13 protein-coding genes are annotated in these 18,224 nt (G+C 34.8%); 8 read left to right on the forward strand and 5 right to left on the reverse strand.

What is annotated here, in order from left to right; translation table 11 throughout:
• On the reverse strand, window positions 1–2,258 hold a 2,258-nt coding region (locus CW752_RS09190), incomplete at its 3' end, for a TonB-dependent siderophore receptor (RefSeq protein ID WP_101239424.1).
• Between the two features lie 183 nt (window positions 2,259–2,441).
• On the opposite strand from CW752_RS09190, the gene CW752_RS09195 reads away from it, so the two are divergent.
• Entirely contained in the window at window positions 2,442–3,497 is a 1,056-nt protein-coding gene (locus CW752_RS09195) for a Gfo/Idh/MocA family oxidoreductase (protein WP_101239425.1), read from the forward strand.
• A gap of 144 nt (window positions 3,498–3,641) precedes the next feature.
• Here the strand turns inward: CW752_RS09195 and CW752_RS09200 are convergent, their stop codons facing one another.
• Window positions 3,642–5,537, reverse strand: coding sequence for an ABC-F family ATP-binding cassette domain-containing protein (locus CW752_RS09200; protein ID WP_101239426.1), 1,896 nt, complete (start codon window positions 5,535–5,537; stop codon window positions 3,642–3,644).
• Between the two features lie 191 nt (window positions 5,538–5,728).
• Between CW752_RS09200 and CW752_RS09205 the strand changes: the two genes are divergently transcribed.
• Window positions 5,729–6,241, forward strand: a complete 513-nt coding sequence (locus tag CW752_RS09205; RefSeq protein ID WP_101239427.1) for a 5' nucleotidase, NT5C type — start codon at window positions 5,729–5,731, stop codon at window positions 6,239–6,241.
• A gap of 114 nt (window positions 6,242–6,355) precedes the next feature.
• Window positions 6,356–8,008: an alpha/beta fold hydrolase gene (locus tag CW752_RS09210; RefSeq protein WP_101239428.1), complete on the forward strand. Its 1,653-nt coding sequence runs from the start codon at window positions 6,356–6,358 to the stop codon at window positions 8,006–8,008.
• Between the two features lie 155 nt (window positions 8,009–8,163).
• On the opposite strand, the gene CW752_RS09215 is transcribed toward CW752_RS09210, so the two are convergent.
• Complete coding sequence (locus CW752_RS09215; RefSeq protein WP_101239429.1) at window positions 8,164–9,027, reverse strand: glycoside hydrolase family 25 protein; 864 nt, start codon at window positions 9,025–9,027, stop codon at window positions 8,164–8,166.
• Window positions 9,028–9,092: 65 nt separating this feature from the next.
• Here CW752_RS09215 and CW752_RS09220 point away from each other — a divergent pair, with 65 nt between their 5' ends.
• The 5 genes from CW752_RS09220 (at window position 9,093) to deoC (ending at window position 13,584) form a co-directional block, all read left to right on the forward strand.
• Window positions 9,093–10,355 (forward strand): NAD(P)/FAD-dependent oxidoreductase, encoded by a 1,263-nt coding sequence (locus CW752_RS09220; RefSeq protein ID WP_101239430.1) that lies wholly within the window; start codon window positions 9,093–9,095, stop codon window positions 10,353–10,355.
• Window positions 10,352–11,023: a tRNA (guanosine(37)-N1)-methyltransferase TrmD gene (trmD, locus tag CW752_RS09225; RefSeq protein ID WP_101239431.1), complete on the forward strand. Its 672-nt coding sequence runs from the start codon at window positions 10,352–10,354 to the stop codon at window positions 11,021–11,023. Before CW752_RS09220 ends, trmD begins: the two co-directional genes overlap by 4 nt.
• Window positions 11,024–11,390: 367 nt before the next feature.
• The gene (locus tag CW752_RS09230) at window positions 11,391–12,332 is read left to right on the forward strand and encodes an endonuclease/exonuclease/phosphatase family protein (protein WP_101239432.1); all 942 of its coding nucleotides are present in this window, start codon (window positions 11,391–11,393) and stop codon (window positions 12,330–12,332) included.
• Between the two features lie 27 nt (window positions 12,333–12,359).
• Window positions 12,360–12,830 carry an Lrp/AsnC ligand binding domain-containing protein gene (locus CW752_RS09235; protein WP_047490188.1) on the forward strand — a complete coding sequence of 157 codons (471 nt, stop codon included), beginning with the start codon at window positions 12,360–12,362 and terminating at the stop codon, window positions 12,828–12,830.
• Window positions 12,831–12,840: 10 nt separating this feature from the next.
• The gene (gene deoC / locus CW752_RS09240) at window positions 12,841–13,584 is read left to right on the forward strand and encodes a deoxyribose-phosphate aldolase (RefSeq protein ID WP_101239433.1); all 744 of its coding nucleotides are present in this window, start codon (window positions 12,841–12,843) and stop codon (window positions 13,582–13,584) included.
• 52 nt (window positions 13,585–13,636) lie between these two features.
• Here the strand turns inward: deoC and dusB are convergent, their stop codons facing one another.
• Both dusB and CW752_RS09250 read right to left on the reverse strand, forming a co-directional pair.
• On the reverse strand, window positions 13,637–14,632 hold the full coding sequence (dusB, locus tag CW752_RS09245; protein ID WP_101239434.1) for a tRNA dihydrouridine synthase DusB: 996 nt from the start codon (window positions 14,630–14,632) through the stop codon (window positions 13,637–13,639).
• 170 nt (window positions 14,633–14,802) lie between these two features.
• A complete protein-coding gene (locus CW752_RS09250; RefSeq protein WP_101239435.1) occupies window positions 14,803–18,009 on the reverse strand; it encodes a hypothetical protein in 3,207 nt (1,068 codons plus the stop codon).
• Between the last annotated feature and the right edge of the window lie 215 nt (window positions 18,010–18,224).

Genomic DNA, 18,224 nt, shown 5'->3' on the forward strand with positions numbered 1-18,224 from the left:
GTCAGGGTGAAATAATAGTTTCTTGGTGTAATCGGATTCACGGAATAATTCTCGTGAACATTATAGTTAACCACATCAAACAGGTTACCCACTTTCCCTTGGATAGAGAATTTTTTCCATTCATATCCTACGGATAATGTTACTGTAGTATAATCTTTTAGAGAAAAAGCTCTACTGATACCATTTCTAGCAGCTAAACTGGTTGATCCAGTTTTTGTGTCATTCCATCCTGCCAATCTATCTCCGATGAAATAAGCTCCGGCACCTATTTTTAATCCTTTAGCAAAACGTGTGAACTTATAAAATACTGAAGCATTGGCCGTAGTAGCTGGTGTTCTTACAAGTCTCTGATTTTCTACGTATCCGAAAGTATCCGGAGTATCAAGATATACAGAGTTGTTGTAAGAGAAACCTCCGATGATGGATAAATTTTCTGTTGGATTTCCGGTAATGTCCAATTCAACACCTCGGCTTCTCATTTTTCCTGCAAATTCTTTGATTAAAGGGTCATTGTTTGCCGTTTTACCATCAGCTAAAAATGCCGCTGTCTGGTAATAATTATTGTACATAATCTGATACACGGTTAGGTTTATTGCCAGTGCATTGTTCCAGAAGTTCTTCTTAGCACCTACTTCATATTGATCAACTGTTGTTGGTTTTATGATAGAGCTGTAAATATCTTTTCCGGTATTAGCCACAAATGAATTGGTATAGGTTGCAAATACGGAAAGATTATTATTGGGCATATATACTAATCCAACTTTTGGAGAAATCGCCTGATCTGAGGTCGACGAATTATCTACTAAACTTTTAGTATTGGTTCTGAATTTAGTATTGATGGTTGGCATATTTTCAATATAAGACCAACGTAGGCCTGCCAATACTTTAAACTCTTTAGTAAGACTTACAAAATCCTGAACATATACTCCAATTCTTCTTGTATTGATTCTGTTTTTTTCTAGTGTTTTAGAACTTGGCATACTTCCACTGGCCCATGTTGAAAGATCATCTAGATAAATTGTACCATTAGAATTTCCATTAGTACCATATAAGTATGAAGTTCCGAATGCAGCTTTTTTAGGATCGGCAATTGTAGGATCATAGTATGTATAAGAATCTGTACTACCATAGTCTGCATCCGCACCAATTAAAACCTTATGGTCAATATTTCCAGTTTTGAACTCACCATTGATGTTTACTTGTGCTGAAACATAATTTTGTTCGTTATATGTTTTATTTAAAGGTCTGTTCCAGAAAAGACGGTTGGTATTTTTTTCATATCCCCATTGTACCCTTTCAGTAGAAAAATAGTCTTTGGTGTAATTCTGGTAAGAAGCTACGGCATTTAATGACCATTTTTCATTAAACTGATGGTTGAAAGTAGCATTGGTAGAAACTTGATCTACGTTTTGATATTGCCAGTTGGCTCCTAAAAAAGCATTTCTTGGTAAAAGAGTGTTTAATTCATAAGAAAGCCCATCTTGTTTGGTAATAGTACCAAGACCAAAATCCGGAGTAAAATTATTTCTAAGATAATCTGCTTCTACAATTAGTTGTGATTTTGGACTGATATTAAATAAGAATGAAGGATTGAAGTAATACTTTTCAGACTGTACCACATCTCTGAAGCTTTCAGCATACTCATAGGCTCCATTTATTCTAAATGCAATGTTTTTAGATAGCGGTCCGTAGATGTCAACAGTAGGTTTGTAAGAATTCCAGCTACCGCCATTTAAACCTATATTTCCTCCGAAATTAAATTTAGGTTTTTTAGTAATCATATTGATAATTCCCCCTGGAGCTGCATTACCAAAAAGCATGGCATTAGCCCCTTTCAATACTTCAACTCTTTCTAATCCGCTTACCTCAGGGAAGACTCCACTGTTTATTCTGGATCCGTTCTTGAAAATATTATCATTTCCTAAGCTGAAGCCTCGTCCACCAAAACTATCCTGAGAGTTCCCTCTGGAAGAAGTAATATAAACCCCATTTACGTTCTGTAGGACATCACTTAATTGTTTTGCCTGTTGCTGTTCGATAATTTCATGAGTGACAATAGCAATAGGCTGAGGGTTTTCCATTACCGAAAGATTAGACTTTGTAGATAATGTTCTTGCCTGGTTAGGATTCCCGGTTTTATGAAGGTTGATATCTTCAATAGTTTGGGTCCTTAGAGTGTCTGCTTCAGCATTTTTGAGCTGTGCGCCCGCTGATATAGCGATGCATATAAGTCCTAAAGAAAGTAATTGTCTTCTCATTTTATTTTTATATAGAACAGTTTTAAATAAGCCGCAAATGTAAGTATTTGTTTAGAATAGATAAAAATAATTCCATGATTTTTATCATATATTTTTGAGTAGCAAAAATGGATTGTTTCTATACTTACTATCTATGGGGGATTGACGTATTTTTTATGAATATATTTGTTGAAAATTTGAATTATGCAATTAGTAAAAGCAGGACTATGTGCCTTTGGAATGAGTGGAAAAGTATTTCATGCTCCTTTTTTAAAAGAGCATCCCGGGTTTTCTATTTCTGCAATAGTGGAAAGGAGTAAGGAAGAGTCTAAGGTTAAATACCCTGAAGCTACTATATATTGTTCTGTAGAAGAAATGCTTCAGAATGCAGATGTAGAATTGGTTATTATCAACACTCCGGTTCAAACCCATTATGAATACGCAAAAAAAGCATTGGAAGCCGGAAAAAATATCATTGTTGAAAAACCATTTACAGTGGATGTTGCGGAAGCTGAGGAATTAGTCAATCTTGCAGAAGAAAAAGGATTATTTTTGAGTGTTTATCAAAACAGAAGATTTGATCGTGATTTTTTACAGGTTCAGAAGGTTTTAAACGAAAATAAATTAGGTACTATCAAAGAAGCTGAAATTCGTTTTGATAGATTCCGTACAACACCTAGCGGCAAACAACATAAAGAAAGCCCTGATCAGGTTGGCTCAGGATCACTTCATGACCTCGGTGCTCATCTTGTAGATCAGGCTGTACAATATTTTGGTTTTCCTGAGAAACTTTTTGCAGATGTATTTTCTATGAAAGGAGCAGCGTTTGCGAATGACTATTTCGAGATTTTATTATATTTTAAAAATAATTTAAGGGTAAGATTAAAGTCATCGGTTTTTACTAAAGAAGACCATTATGCCTATAAAATTCATGGAGATAAAGGAAGTTTTCTACAGGAAAGAACCGATAACCAGGAAAATGAACTGGTAGCAGGAGCAATTCCTGTATACGGAGATGAATGGACACAACCGTTGAAGGGTACAGATGGGATTTTAAATATTTTAAATGAAAACTCCGAAACAGAAAGGATCATGACTTCCAGCGAAGCCGGAAACTATATGAATTATTATCAGCAAATTTATGAACATATTGTCTTTGGATATGCTTTACCATCACCCGGAAAAGAAGTCATCCTGAATATGAAAATCATTGATGCATCACTGGAAAGCGCAAAAGAAGAAAGGATAATTGTCTTGTAAATTGATCAACGAGTTATGAATGAGCTCAGACGACTTAAAAGTAATAGGGAGTAAAAGAGCAGAAATTTCTACTTCTGGCTATCATTAACCTTGAACTTTAAACCTTAAACCTTAAACTTTGAACTCATTCAGAACTCCTGTTTTTTACATGATTTCCTGAAGTTCAAGCCATCTCATTTCATGATTTCCCAGTTTTTCAGAAACCGTTTCTAATTCTGCCGATAGTTTGGCTATTTTTTCATAATCGGTTTCGTTATTAAGCTGGTCTAAGATCTTTGCACGCTGTTCTTCCAGTTCAGGCATTTCCTTTTCAATGGTTTCCAATTCCCTTTGTTCTTTAAAGGTTAATTTTCTTTTTGGAGTATTGGAAGGTGAAGTATTTTCAATGACCGTAATGTTTTCTTTTACAGGTTCCGGTTTTATAGCTGTATTTTTTTCTAAAGCTTCTTCACGACTTCTGGTTTCACGATATTCTGAGAAGTTTCCTACAAAATCTCTGATTTTTCCATTGCCTTCAAAAGCCAATACATGATCCACGATTCTATCCATAAAATATCTATCGTGAGAAACTATGATCAATGATCCCTGGAATTGCTGTAAAAAGTTTTCCAGAACAGTTAAAGTAGGAAGATCAAGGTCATTCGTAGGTTCATCAAAAATTAAGAAATTAGGATTCTGATAAAGAATATACATCAGATGAAGTCTTCTTTTTTCACCTCCCGACAATTTTGAGATAGGAGAGTACTGGGTTTGGTCGTCAAATAAGAATAATCTTAAGAATTGAGATGCAGAAAGGCTTTTTCCATTGGCTAACGGATAAAACTCAGCAATTTCTTTAATAAAATCAATGACACGCTCATCTTCCTTGTAGGTAAGCCCTTTTTGAGAGAAGTATCCAAAAGAAATAGTTTCTCCGGTTTCAATTTCACCTTTGTCTGCTTTTTCAAATCCTTGGATGATATTGAGCAGAGTCGATTTTCCGGCTCCGTTTTTTCCGATAATTCCGACTTTTTCTCCTCGTTGAAACTGGTAACTGAAATCCTTTAATAAAACCTTGGATCCAAAGCTTTTGTCAATATGTTTAAGCTCAAGAATTTTATTCCCCAGGCGTTTCATTTCAAAATCCAGTTCCAGGCCATCTTTTCTAGTGTCAGTTTTGGCTACTTTTTCTGTTTCATAGAATGCATCAATTCTGCTTTTGGATTTTGTAGTTCTTGCTTTAGGTTGTCTTCGCATCCATTCCAATTCCTTTCTGTAAAGGTTGTTAGCCTTATCAATGGTGGCATTGAGATTCTCCTCACGGATCATTTTATTCTCGAGATAGGTTGCATAGGAGCCATTATGGGTATAAAGATTTTGATCTTCCATCTCCCAAATGATATCGCACACGCTATCAAGAAAATACCTGTCGTGAGTTACAAGCAAAAGTGTAATTTTCGCTTTGTTCAGATAATTTTCAAGCCATTCCACCATATCCACATCCAGGTGGTTGGTAGGTTCATCCATAATGAGAAGAGTGTGCCTGTGCTCAGCTCTGGTTTCAGTTAATAATTTGGCCAGTGCCACACGTTTGATTTGTCCTCCCGAAAGAGTTCCCATTCTAGCCTCAAGATCGGTGATTTTAAGTTGAGAAAGGATTTGCTTCATTTCATTTTCCAGGTCCCATGCTTTATGTACTTCCATATCAGCCAAAGCTTTTTCGATAAAATCATTATCGGTAGAATGTAGCGATTTATGGTAATTCTTTAAAGCAAGGATAGGAGCAGAATCCAAAGCCATCATAAATTCTTCAATACTTAGGTTGGGATCATAATCGATCTCTTGATCAAATAAAACGACTTGAATATCTTTATTGATCACTACAGTTCCGCTGTCAGCAATTTCTTTACCCATTAATATTTTCAGAAGGGTAGATTTTCCACTTCCGTTTTTGGCAACAATAGCTATTTTGTCTCCTTCATTGATGTGAAAAGAAATATTTTCGAATAAAACTTTTATACCATAAGATTTGGTAAGATTTTCAGCAGAAACGTAATTCATTAGAATTTATGGTTTGATTTTGAATTGAAGGGCAAAAGTACGAAAATGTAGGCATACAATTTTTCGGAATTTTCTTGATAATTTTTTAATAACTGTGCCCCTTACTGGTGAAAACTATTCAGTAAATTTGATAACGGGTGATAAAACCTAACGATTAATCGTAAAATAATATAAAACCTGATTATAAAATAATGAAAAAAGTAATTGTTGACATGGATGGGGTAATGGCAGATGTATATCATCAGCTGATACAATTTGAGAAAAGAGACACAGGAAGAGAGTTTGAAATTGGTGATTTGGCAGGAAAACCGGAACTGGAGGTATTTCCTAATGGTAAAAAACATGTAAATGAAGTCGGATTTTTCAGAACATTACCAGTAATGAAAGGAAGCCGGGAAGCCATGGAATATTTAAACAATAAATATGATCTGTATATTGTATCTGCAGGAATGGAATTTCCAAATAGCTTAAGAGAAAAATATGACTGGCTGGCAGAACATTTTCCATTCATTACATGGAAACAGATCGTTCTTTGTGGAAGTAAAAAAGTGGTTTCAGGAGATATAATGATTGACGATTATCCCAAAAATCTTGATCATTTTTCAGGACAACGATTGATTTTTACTCAACCTCACAATGAGCTAATTGAAAATAAAACGTATAAAAGAGTAAACTCTTGGGAGGAAATCATGAATGTTTTGTAAAGGTATAGCTATAGTAAAACTTTAAAATAGTTTTAACTAAAATATAGTGAAATTTAATACGGTATTATGAGAGTTGATGATCAGAAATAAATAAGTTTGCATCAAACTTTTATCATGAAAAAACATAATGCCTTCTTCTTTCTATTTGCGGCATTTTCCCTGAATGCACAGGTAATTTCCGGAACGATTATTTCCAAAAACGAAAATCAACCCATTCCTTATGTGAAGGTTGGGGTTAAAAAGAATAATATCGGAGTTATCTCTGATGAGAAAGGTAAATTTTCAATCGATCTCTCGAACCTGGAACCCCAACAAAAAGTGAAAATAGAAGTGCCGGGATATGATCCTTATGAGGAAACTGTGCAGAATTTTAAGTCGCACGATCAACGAAAGATATTTTTGAATGAAAAAACGAAAACCATCAAGGAAATTGCAATTAAGCCTAAAAAGTTGGTGGATAAAAACTGGGGAATTAAAACGAAAACCAAAAGTGTTTTATATTTTGTTAATCCAGCAGGAGATAATACCAATTTTCTAGGCGAAACAGCTTTGGAGTTTAGGACAAAGAAAAGATCCAAAATCAAAAATATTAATCTGAATATTGCCCGTTTCACTTCCACAGAGCCTGTTATCATGAGATACAGCATTTACAGTGAAAAAAATGGTTTCCCCGATAAAAATATTCTGGATGAAGAAATTACGGTACAGCTTACTGAGGATATGATTAAAGACGGAACCTATGCATTGGATGTTAATGATCATAACATTTGGGTTAAAGGGAAATTTTTTGTTGGAATTCAGTTTTTAAAAGCATTTAACGGAAGCATTAAAATCAGTGCGGCATTATTTAAAACAGGATTCATGAGAAAGTTCTATGGAGAATGGGAAAAGATGACTCTTGCGGCGCCAGCCATTAATATTGATGTGAAAATGGATAAGAACGGAGACGATTCAAAAGGTGAAGATGATGTGTATTCAGATGATGACAGCGCCAACTGGTTGCGTGACAATACAAAAAATATACAGGAGGCAGATCAATCAACATACGGAAAAAATGAGTCTGTCGGAAATTACCTGAAGTTGAAAGATACGAATCTTTATTATGAAATTTATGGTGAAGGTGAGCCTCTGGTTTTGCTTCATGGAAATTCAGGCAGTATAAAAGATTATTATCAACAAATTCCTGTTTTGTCTAAACAGTATAAAGTAATTGCGGTAGACACAAGAGGACAGGGAAGAAGTATAGATACCTCAAAAAAAGATTTTACTTATAGATTGTTTGCTGAAGATGTAAAAGCACTAGCAGACGATCTGAAATTTGATAAAATAAATATCGTCGGTTGGAGCGACGGAGGAAATACAGGGCTTGAATTTGCATTGAAATATCCGGAAAATCTTAATAAACTGGTCACTATAGGAGCAAATGCTTTTCCTGAAGGTGTTGAAGATAAACTTATTGAGCGGTTTACCAATCACATGAAACAGTTGAATCAAATGGCACCTGCCGAGACATTCAGTGAGCGCAGGCTTTTAAAAATAATGCTTACAGAACCTAATATGAACAAAAAGGATCTAAATAAAATAAAAAATCCGGTACTGGTTATTGCAGGAGATAGAGATGTGATCAAACCGGATCATACCGAATTTATTTCAAAGCAGGTTCCCAATGCTGAGTTGAAAATTTATAAAGATACTACCCATATGGTTCCTTATGAAAGACCCGACGAACTGAATACAGATATTTTGGGATTCTTGGGGAAGAAATAAAATCTAAGGCTGGAAGCTGGAAGAGTGAGGTTGTTAAATTCGTAAAATGCAATTTTCAGTTTTTTATCCTCTTGCTGGATGGATGAGTTTATACTAACTTACAACCGTTTTAAGGGTGAAAGGAACTTCCTGCTTCCATTCTCCATTCTTCTCAATCAATCCAATGTCAGTCTTTTCAAAGACCACGAATTTCCATTATAAATGTCAAGATCTACTTTAGTATTGATTCCGTGAACGATTCCGTTTTCTGTAAACTGCCAAAAATCCCACTGGTCATCAGGAGATGGAGATGGAACATCATTATAGTTGGCCAGCCAAAGCGGATATCCGTCAAATTCCCCTTTCAGAAAATCTTTGTAATAGTGGTAATAAGTATAGATGATTGGTTTTACCCCATAAGTTTCCTCAACAATTTTACACCATACTTTTAAATCCTCAACCAGTTTTTGGTTCGTTTTACGCTTAGGAATCTTTTCAATATCTAAAATTGGTGGCAGATCTCCGCTTTCCAATTTTACATTGGCTAAAAAGTTATTGGCCTGAATCACCGGATCTTCGTCCGCTCTGTAAAAATGATATGCCCCACGGATCAGCTCATGTTTCTTTGCTTTTGTCCAAAACTCATCAAAATGCTTGTCGGCGCTTTTATTTCCCATAGTAGCACGCATCACGACAAATTCTAGTGGAATTGTTTTGTTTCCGATGCTAAGACTATCCCATTTGATATCTTCTTTGTTTTGATAATGAGAAACATCAAAGCCATATGTTTTATCAAGGTTATTGGCAAGAATTCGTTGAATTCTTGAGGCCTCCTTTTCGCTGTTATGAAGTTTTTTATGAATGAATTTATTAAAATATAATGCGTAATAATAGCTGACAGACTGCTTTAGATAAAAGCCGGTTCCTATCAGGGCCAGAATTAAGATGGCTAATATTACATTTCTGCGGAAGAAATAATTCTTCCGTCTGTTCTTATGAATCTGTTTGGCAGTTTTTTTGGTGTACTTTTTTGGTGTCATAAAGTTTTGCAAAACTAACTTTTTTCACTACTAAATGCTAAATAAAATCAGTAAATTTGTGTATTATGGAAACACGCGAAAAAATCATCATTATTGGAGGAGGATTTGCGGGGCTGCAGCTTGCAAAAACATTGAATAATAAGAACAAAAAAGTCATTGTTCTGGATCGGATGAATCATCATATGTTTCAGCCGCTTTTTTATCAGGTAGCCTCAGGAAGGATTGAACCTTCCAATATTTCTTTCCCCTTCAGAAAGATTTTTCAACAATCCAGAAATACTCAATTCCGTATGACGGAAGTGAAAGAAATAGACACTGCGCACAATAAAGTCATTACAGATGAAGCAGAATTCACTTATGATAAATTAATTATTGCTACAGGTTGTAAAACTAACTTTTTCGGTAATAAAGATCTTGAAGGAAAAGCTTTCGGAATGAAAAATACCCAGGAAGCCATCAGCATCAGAAATCATGTTTTAATGACTTTTGAAAAATTGATTCTTGAAAAAAGTAGAAGTGACGATGGAAACTGGAATATCGTTATCGTAGGAAGCGGACCTACCGGAGTAGAATTGGCAGGAGCTTTTGCTGAAATGAAAAAAGATATTCTTCCAAGAGATTATCCTTATATGAACTTCGATCATTTGAGGATTATTTTGGTAAGTTCTACAGAAAAACCTCTTGCCGTAATGAGCAAGGAAGCTCAGGATAAATCTGAAAAATATCTTAAAGACCTCGGAGTAACTTTCTTAAGCGGAGATGTGGTGACGGATTATGACGGCGATAAAGTCTATTTAAAAAGCGGAAAAGAAATTCCGTCCAATAATGTAATTTGGGCAGCAGGAGTTACCGGAAATGTTGTCGGTGGTTTTCCTGAAGAAAAATTAATCAGAAACAGATATATTGTAGATCGATACAACAAAATAAAAGGTTACGATAATATTTATGCCATTGGGGATATCGCCTATATGGAAACTCCAAAGTATCCGCAAGGACATCCACAGGTGGCTAACGTAGCTATAAATCAAGCAAAAAATTTAGGTAAAAATCTTTTAAAGAAAAGCCAGGATGAATGGAAAGAATATGAGTATGACGACAAAGGCTCATTAGCAACAATAGGTAAGCACAGAGCGGTTGTTGATCTGCCATTTATTAAGTTTCAAGGCTTTTTAGCATGGTATTTCTGGATGTTTCTCCATTTAATGCTAATTTTGAGCGTTCGAAATAAGCTGGCTATATTCTTCAACTGGATGTGGAGCTATATCAACAAAGATTCTTCTTTAAGATTAATTATTATACCTACTAAGAAAAACGGAACATTACAATGAGAATTGATATAATAAGCGTACTTCCTGAATTGATGGAAAGTCCATTTAAAACCTCTATTTTAAAAAGAGCAATGGATAAAGGATTGGCAGAAGTACATTTTCATCATTTAAGAGATTGGGCAATCAACAAGCACAGGCAAATTGATGATGAGCCTTATGGAGGCGGAGCAGGAATGGTTATGATGGTAGAACCATTGGATAAATGTATTTCTGAGCTTAAATCTCAAAGAGAATATGATGAGGTGATATATCTTACACCGGATGGAGTTACTCTCAATCAAAAAATAGCCAATACCCTTTCTATTAAAGAAAATCTGATCTTCCTTTGTGGGCACTATAAAGGAATTGATCAGCGTGTAAGAGATCTTCATATTACTAAAGAGATATCGATCGGAGATTATGTTCTTACCGGAGGAGAATTGGCTGCTTGTGTTCTGGCAGACTCTGTAATCCGTTTGCTTCCTGGTGTTTTGAATGATGAGCAAAGTGCTTTAACGGATAGTTTCCAGGATGATCTTTTGTCTCCACCTATTTATACAAGACCCGAAACTTACAAAGGCTTGGAGGTTCCTAAAGTTTTGCTAAGCGGAAATTTTAAAAAAATAGAAGAGTGGCGTCATGATGAAGCAGTGAGAATTACAAAAGAAAAACGCCCTGATTTGCTGTAAAAAAATTACTTAAATCCATTTAACTGTTACTTTTTTTTATTTATTCCATTTGTTAATTTATAAAATGGAATAATATTTGCTATAAGTGTACATGAAAAGGAAAAAATTATCGGTTTTGGATTAAAACTGAAATTTTATTTTCAATATTTCGATTTCTGTATATTATTTCGATTTCTGATTGTGGTGATATAATGGGAAATAATTGAAAATTTAATTTACAATAAGTTGTTTTGTTGATATTTTTTGTTATATTTGAATGATTTCTTACTTGAAATTGATTTGAAGGTATAGCGGAAAAAATCAGTAAAATTGAATAAATAATAAATTTATATTTAAAAAGAACATAATAAAATAAAGAAAGAAATCGATGCAGACGGAATTGTTCTCTTTTTATAATGTTGAAAATTTATTTTTACCTGATCCAAAACCTGTCCATAAATTGGATCCAACAAAATCAGGTTTAAGAAACTGGGATGAAGCAAGATATAAAAACAAGCTTTTTAAAATCTCGCACGTATTTCAATTGATGAAGGAGGATAATGGTGTAATGCCATTTATAATAGGGCTATCTGAAGTTTCCGGAAGGAAAGTTTTAGAAGACCTTGTAGAGATGGAGCCTTTTAATTCAGAATACGGAATTGTTCATTACAATTCTATGGATGAAAGAAAGGTGGATGTAGCAATGTTATATGATAAAAATAAAGTAGAGGTTATTGATTCTGAAACCATTACTTTCTTTTTTGAAATATTAAATAAAAACACAGGAAATTACGACACAACCAGGGACGTACTATTTTCTAAAGTTAAGTATAAAGGAGAAATTATTAATGTCTTTATCGCTCACCTTCCCTCTAAGAGAGAAAAAGATATTAATGAACCTAAAAGAGCCTTTATATTAAACGAGATCCGGGAACGGATCATGAAAATTGTAAATGCTGATCAAGAGCATGTCATACTGTGTGGTGATTTTAACGAAAACCCGGATGATGGAAAATTAGTAAAAATTCTCTACGACAACGATCATGAGGAGGTTTTGATGAACCCTTTTCAGAAGTTGTTCTCCACAAGAAATTATTCTACTTTTCATTATAAATCTGGTTTGCTTTACGATCAGATCATTATGTCGAGATCTCTTCTTGATAATAAGACGTTGATTTTTCAGGATGCCCATGTATTCAATTCTGAAAAAATACGAAGCAAAGCCAGAAAATTTGAGGACAGACCTTTTCGAACTTATGCTGGTACACGGTATTTGGGCGGTTATAGTGATCACTTTCCGGTTTTTGTAAAGTTTAAAATTTTACCATAAAAAACATAAATAATAAAAAAGTAGAAAATGAAAAATTCGAGCAACACAAGCTATCATTTAGATTCAATCGACAAAGAAATCATCTACATGTTGATGGATAATGCTAAAACTTCTTTAGCACATATCTCAAAAAACGTGGGGATTTCTACGACGGCAGTCCACCAAAGAATCAAAAAGCTAGAACACGCAGGAGTTATTGAAAACTCTATCTCATTCCTTAACCCTAAAAAAATCGGTTATAAGGTGATCTCATACATTGGTGTGTTCTTAGATCAGCCAAGTCATTACCCTGACGTGGTAAAATCTCTACACGACATCAATGAAGTAGTGGAAGCCCACTATACAACAGGAAATTATACCATATTCCTAAAGGTGCTTTGTAAAGACAATGATCATTTAATGCAGATTCTTAGCAAACTTCAGAAGCTAAAAGGAGTGACAAGAACAGAAACTTTCATATCTTTGGAACAAGGTATTTACAGACAACTGAAAGTATAATAGAATAGATATGAACATAGCCCAATATTTGGATTCAACTTACTTGAAAACACCTGAACAATCAGGCCTTTCACATGAAGAAACCCTTCAAAAAGATAAAGAACTTACTCAGGAAGCAATTGATAACGGTATTTTTGCCGTAATGATTCGTCCGGATTATGTATCGGAAATCAAAAAATATATTCAGGAAAGAAATTCAAATGTTGTAGTGGGAACTGTAATTGGTTTTCACGAAGGTACATACTCCGTTGAAGAAAAACTTGAAGAAGCTTCAAAAGCAATTGAAGACGGTGTAGATGAATTAGATTTTGTAATTAATTATAAAGCCTACCTTCAAGGGAATATAGAACTGGTAAAAGATGAGTTTGTAAGATGTTCTCAACTTGGTTTGAAACATAACAAAATCGTTAAATGGATCATTGAAATTGCTGCTTTAACAGACACGCAAATCGCCGATCTTACTAAAAATATTTCTAACTGGGCGGAAGAAAACTTTCCGGAAAATGATTGGTCTAAGATTTTTGTGAAATCCTCTACAGGTTTCTATGAAACAACAGGTGGAAAACCTAACGGAGCAACATTTGAAGGAATAAAAATAATGTTGGATAACGCAGGGAAATTACCTGTGAAAGCAGCCGGAGGGGTAAGAACTCCTGAGGATGCCGAGAAAATGATTAATTTAGGTGTAAAGAGAATCGGGACCTCGTCAGCATTAGCTTTAATTAAAAATCAAACTTCATCTGAAGGATACTAAAATAATAATATTCAAAAATAAAAAACCATCATGAATTTGATGGTTTTTATTTTTATACCTGTTCCTGATATTCTTCGTAGAACTGTTGTGTTTCCTTAATTAGGCTATCCATTTCTGCTAATGTGAACACTTCCAGGAATTTTTTTCTAAACTCTTTGAAATGGGGAACACCACGGAAATAATTGCTGTAGTGTTGTCTCATTTCAACAAGTCCTAATCTTTCTCCTTTCCATTCCGCACTCCATTCTGCGTGCTGGCGTACAGCTAATAAACGATCGGAAATAGTTGGTGCAGGCAAATGCTCACCTGTTTTAAAGAAATGCTTAATTTCATTAAATATCCAAGGATATCCAATGGCAGCACGTCCGATCATAATTCCATCGCAAGCATACTTTTGTTTATATTCCAATGCTTTCTCCGGGGAGTCTATGTCACCGTTTCCAAAAATTGGAATTTCAATATTAGGATTTTGTTTGATTCTTGAAATATGCTCCCAATCTGCTTCTCCCTTGTACATTTGTGCACGGGTTCTGGCGTGTATTGTAAGCGCTTTAATTCCTGTTTCCTGTAAACGTTCTGCTACTTCATCAATATTGATACAAGTGCTGTCCCAGCCTAAACGAGTCTTCACTGTTACAGGCAAATGAGTAGAACTTACAACGGCTTTCGTAAGACGTACCATAAGGTCGATATCTTTCAATACTCCTGCACCTGCTCCTTTGCAAACTACTTTTTTTACAGGACACCCAAAATTAATATCAACTAAATCCGGATTTACCGTTTCTACAATTCTTGCAGACATTGCCATAGCTTCTTCGTCACCACCAAAAATCTGTATACCAACCGGTCTCTCATAATCGAAAATATCCAGTTTTTTACGGCTTTTGATAGCATCACGAATTAAGCCTTCGGAAGAAATAAATTCCGAATACATTAAATCTGCACTATGCATCTTACACAAACGTCTGAACGGAGGATCACTTACATCTTCCATCGGAGCCAGCAAAAGTGGAAATTCCGGCAGTTCTATGTTGCCTATTTTTATCATGGTGCAAATTTACAAAATTCTAAGCATTAGAAAATATGATAATATCTATTGGTGTGATGGGGTAGGTTTAAGGGGAGAGAAGTTTGAGGGTAGGAGAGTTTTAAAGTCTGGAGGGAAATTAGGTGGTGGTGGATAATTAACCTTAAACCTTAAACTTTGAATCATGAATTCTAGAAGCTCGCCTTTACCTGCATACTTCCAATATGAATGGTCCTTTCTCCTGAGTTTCTTCCTTCATAATTTAAATTCAATTGAATAAAGGAATTGATTGCCTGTTGGATAAATACGCTCCATACTTGGTTTTTTCCCGGTTTTAAGCCATCCAGCATTTGATTTCCAACGATACTGAAATTGTTTCCGTTGAAATTATTATTAATGAAAGAGAAAGTACCGCGAATAGAGGTCTTCCTCCGTTCCCATTGAATGGTTCCGGTAATGTCAAACGCTTTCAAAGATTCTTCACCATCCAGCCTGTGCTTATTACGGAAAGCGGAAGAAAATTCTGCCTGAATAGCATCGGTGAATTTGTAAGTTGCTTTAGGTTTGGTTTCGAAATTATTTAAACGGTAATCTCTCGTAGCAAACAACTGTGAGGAATTTTTAATATCATGAATGGAATTCTCCCAATCGACTCTGAATTCTTTATTAAACCAATACCCGATATTCACAAAATGAGAGGTCTGTTCACGTTCTTCATTACTGAAGTTAGCATTGATCAAATTGTCGTTTGAAATAAATCTGTAGTTTCCGTTCCAACCTGATTTATCGGTCGGGTTAAACTGTACAGAGGTTAGGATATTTTGGTTTTTTAAAATTTGATCACTATTTTTTTCAAATGGATTAAGGACTAAGACCTTATCTTTTTTATAGAATGAATTTTGAGCATTAAGGGAAATGTTGAAATTCCAACGTTTTAGAAATGCATTCTCGGAATTGAAAATAATGGCGGGATTGACAAATAATGCCAATTGCAATTTATTTTTATTGGATGGAATGTATCTCACGGAGTTGGTATAAACTCTGATATATTGTGCCAAATCGGAATATTCTGCGATCTCAAATTCATCCAGCTGTTGGATGCCATCACCATTGTAATCCGTCCATTTGTAAACACCTTGTCCATCTGTCACTTTAATGTATTGGAATTCTCTTTGAGCTTCCTGCCCATTCCCCAGTTCATAAAATGCCTGAAGACGCATTCCGTTTCTGAAAAGTTGTTGATTATAAAGGATATTTCCAACGACAAAATCATTATTTCTGGTCACAGTCCCGGATTCTACATTTTGATAGAAGAATTTTCTATAATGGATTAATGCATTTAAAGTTGTTTTTTCGGTTTTAATAATTTGACTTTCAGCCATAAATCCTAAAATAGTATTCATGTTTTGAAGCCTGTTATCGCGTACCGAGTCATTATCTCTCATATAGGCTTTTGCAAGTAACTTGGTTCGGGTACTGTCACCGATTTTCTTTTGGACAAAAATTTCTTTCCAGCTAAAACTTGTGACATCCATAAGTTGGGTGTCATTGTATTTCTTTTCATTATGCTCCATACTTCCTCCAAGGGCCCAGCTTCCTTTTTTGCCGGTGTATTCAGTAGATACTCCACCGCGGATAAACTTGGTGTCCTGAAGGGTAGCATTGGTATTTAAGTAAGATAAATTTCCTTTGGTAAAGAATTTACCTGAGATCCAGCCGAAGTCTAAATCGTTTTTAAGCCCTTTATAAGAGTCTTGTTCATTCAGGTAATTGACGCGGTAATTTAAAGTAGACTTGTTATTCCATTTATTTAAGAAGCTGAAAATAAATCTATTCTGTGTTTTTTTGTTGAATTCTTGAGCTAAGTTGAAATCTCTGGAGAATTCAACATCGTTGATTCGGTCTAAAATATGAAATTGTCTGTCGATGTATTGATATTCAAAGCTTGGCGTTCCTTTCCAATTGCTTTTTGTAAAGCTTTTATTTCCAAAAATGCGCCATGCATATCCTACATTTTGATCAGAATCTTTTGATGAAAATAGGTTTACATCATAGTTACTTAAAGAAATATCCGTTCCTATTTTCCCTCCATTTAATACATATTCAGAATTTAAAGAAAATACCTGTGATTTTTGAGGGGAAGGAAGCTTTCTTACGGCTTTATAATCTCCGGCATTAGGACCTACATATTCGAAAACACGTCCGTTATTGGTGGTTTTAGATGTTTTATAGTCTCCTTGATTCGCCCCAAAATAAGTGAAGGAAACCTGATATAGTGTTTGAGAAGAATCTGTGGAATACTCATAAAAGTTTCCGGCAGGATTTAAACGATACAAAATTTTATTGACATCATATTCGGTAACAACTCCTGATGGTGCATACATCAAGTTAGGATCATTTCCTGCATTGGCAAGAATTTGTTCATCTTCTTTAGATAAATTTAAAGAAAGAGGAGCATTTTTGTTATCATTTTCCATGAACCAGTTGAAACCTACTTTAAACTTCTCTCTCTGATGCTCCAATTTTCCGGTGAACAAATACCTTGAATAGTTTCTATTGGCATAGTTATAAGAAATAGTAATGAAATTTTGTTGGAAAATAGGACGAAAACTGGTAAAGGTAACTTCACCGGTATTGTAGTTAATGATATAGTCTTGGTTTTCACCTCGTTTCATTAATATACCATCAATAAATACCTGCTCGGAACCGGAGATCAAAGTAATAAATTGCTCTCCGTTTTTACCGGTCAGACGATAAGGCCCCTGATTACCTTCAACCCCTTGAAAACGAACTCTGTGGAATTCACTTCGTGCAACCCCTGCAGAAATATCCACAAAAGTTTTATTCTCTTGCCCGAATTGAGTCTGAAACTGAATTCCCATGCTCCTTCTCTGGTACTTGGCAAAATAGTTTTTAGATTCAACAAGATCCAAATGGCCAGCTCTAAGAATAGATTTATCCTTAATGTTAAGCTGCATGTAAATCTTATCAAATTCTTCTAAAGTTTGGGTATAACCATCTGCCTGGATAGGTAAATTATGGTCTGAAATACTGGCTAAAATAGTAACATCTTTTGAGAGACGTCCGGAAATTTGAAGGTCCATGGAGCTTTGTACAGATTGTCCCTGATTGTTACCGAAAGTAATTCCCCGGATAATAGAACCTTTGGAATTCAGCTCACCTAAAAACCTTTTCTTATCGTTTTTAGCCAATACGGCTTCATCTATTATAACTTTGTTATTGGTTCTTACAAAGTCCAGCGTATCTTTTGCAAAAATGTCCTGTTCCAGCCTGGCTGCGAGGATACTGTCTCTTTTAACGGAGTCTTGGGGAATATTGGGATTTTTCCATGAAAATACTTGGGCATTTCCTAAAAATACACCAAAGAAAAACAACATAAATAGAATAGTAAAATTCCGCAAGCCCTGAAAAATAATTCGTAAAAATAATTAAAAATTGTTAATACTAAACTGTTTAAATTATTAACACAAAATTAATCCAAATATTGTGAAGAAATTAATAATAGCCATTAATTTAGCAGCAGAAATTATAAATATATAAATTTTAAAAAAAATTATACTATGAAAAAGATCTTTACTGTTTTAGGAATCGC

Source organism: Chryseobacterium sp. PMSZPI, from assembly GCF_002835665.1.
GTDB lineage: Bacteria > Bacteroidota > Bacteroidia > Flavobacteriales > Weeksellaceae > Chryseobacterium.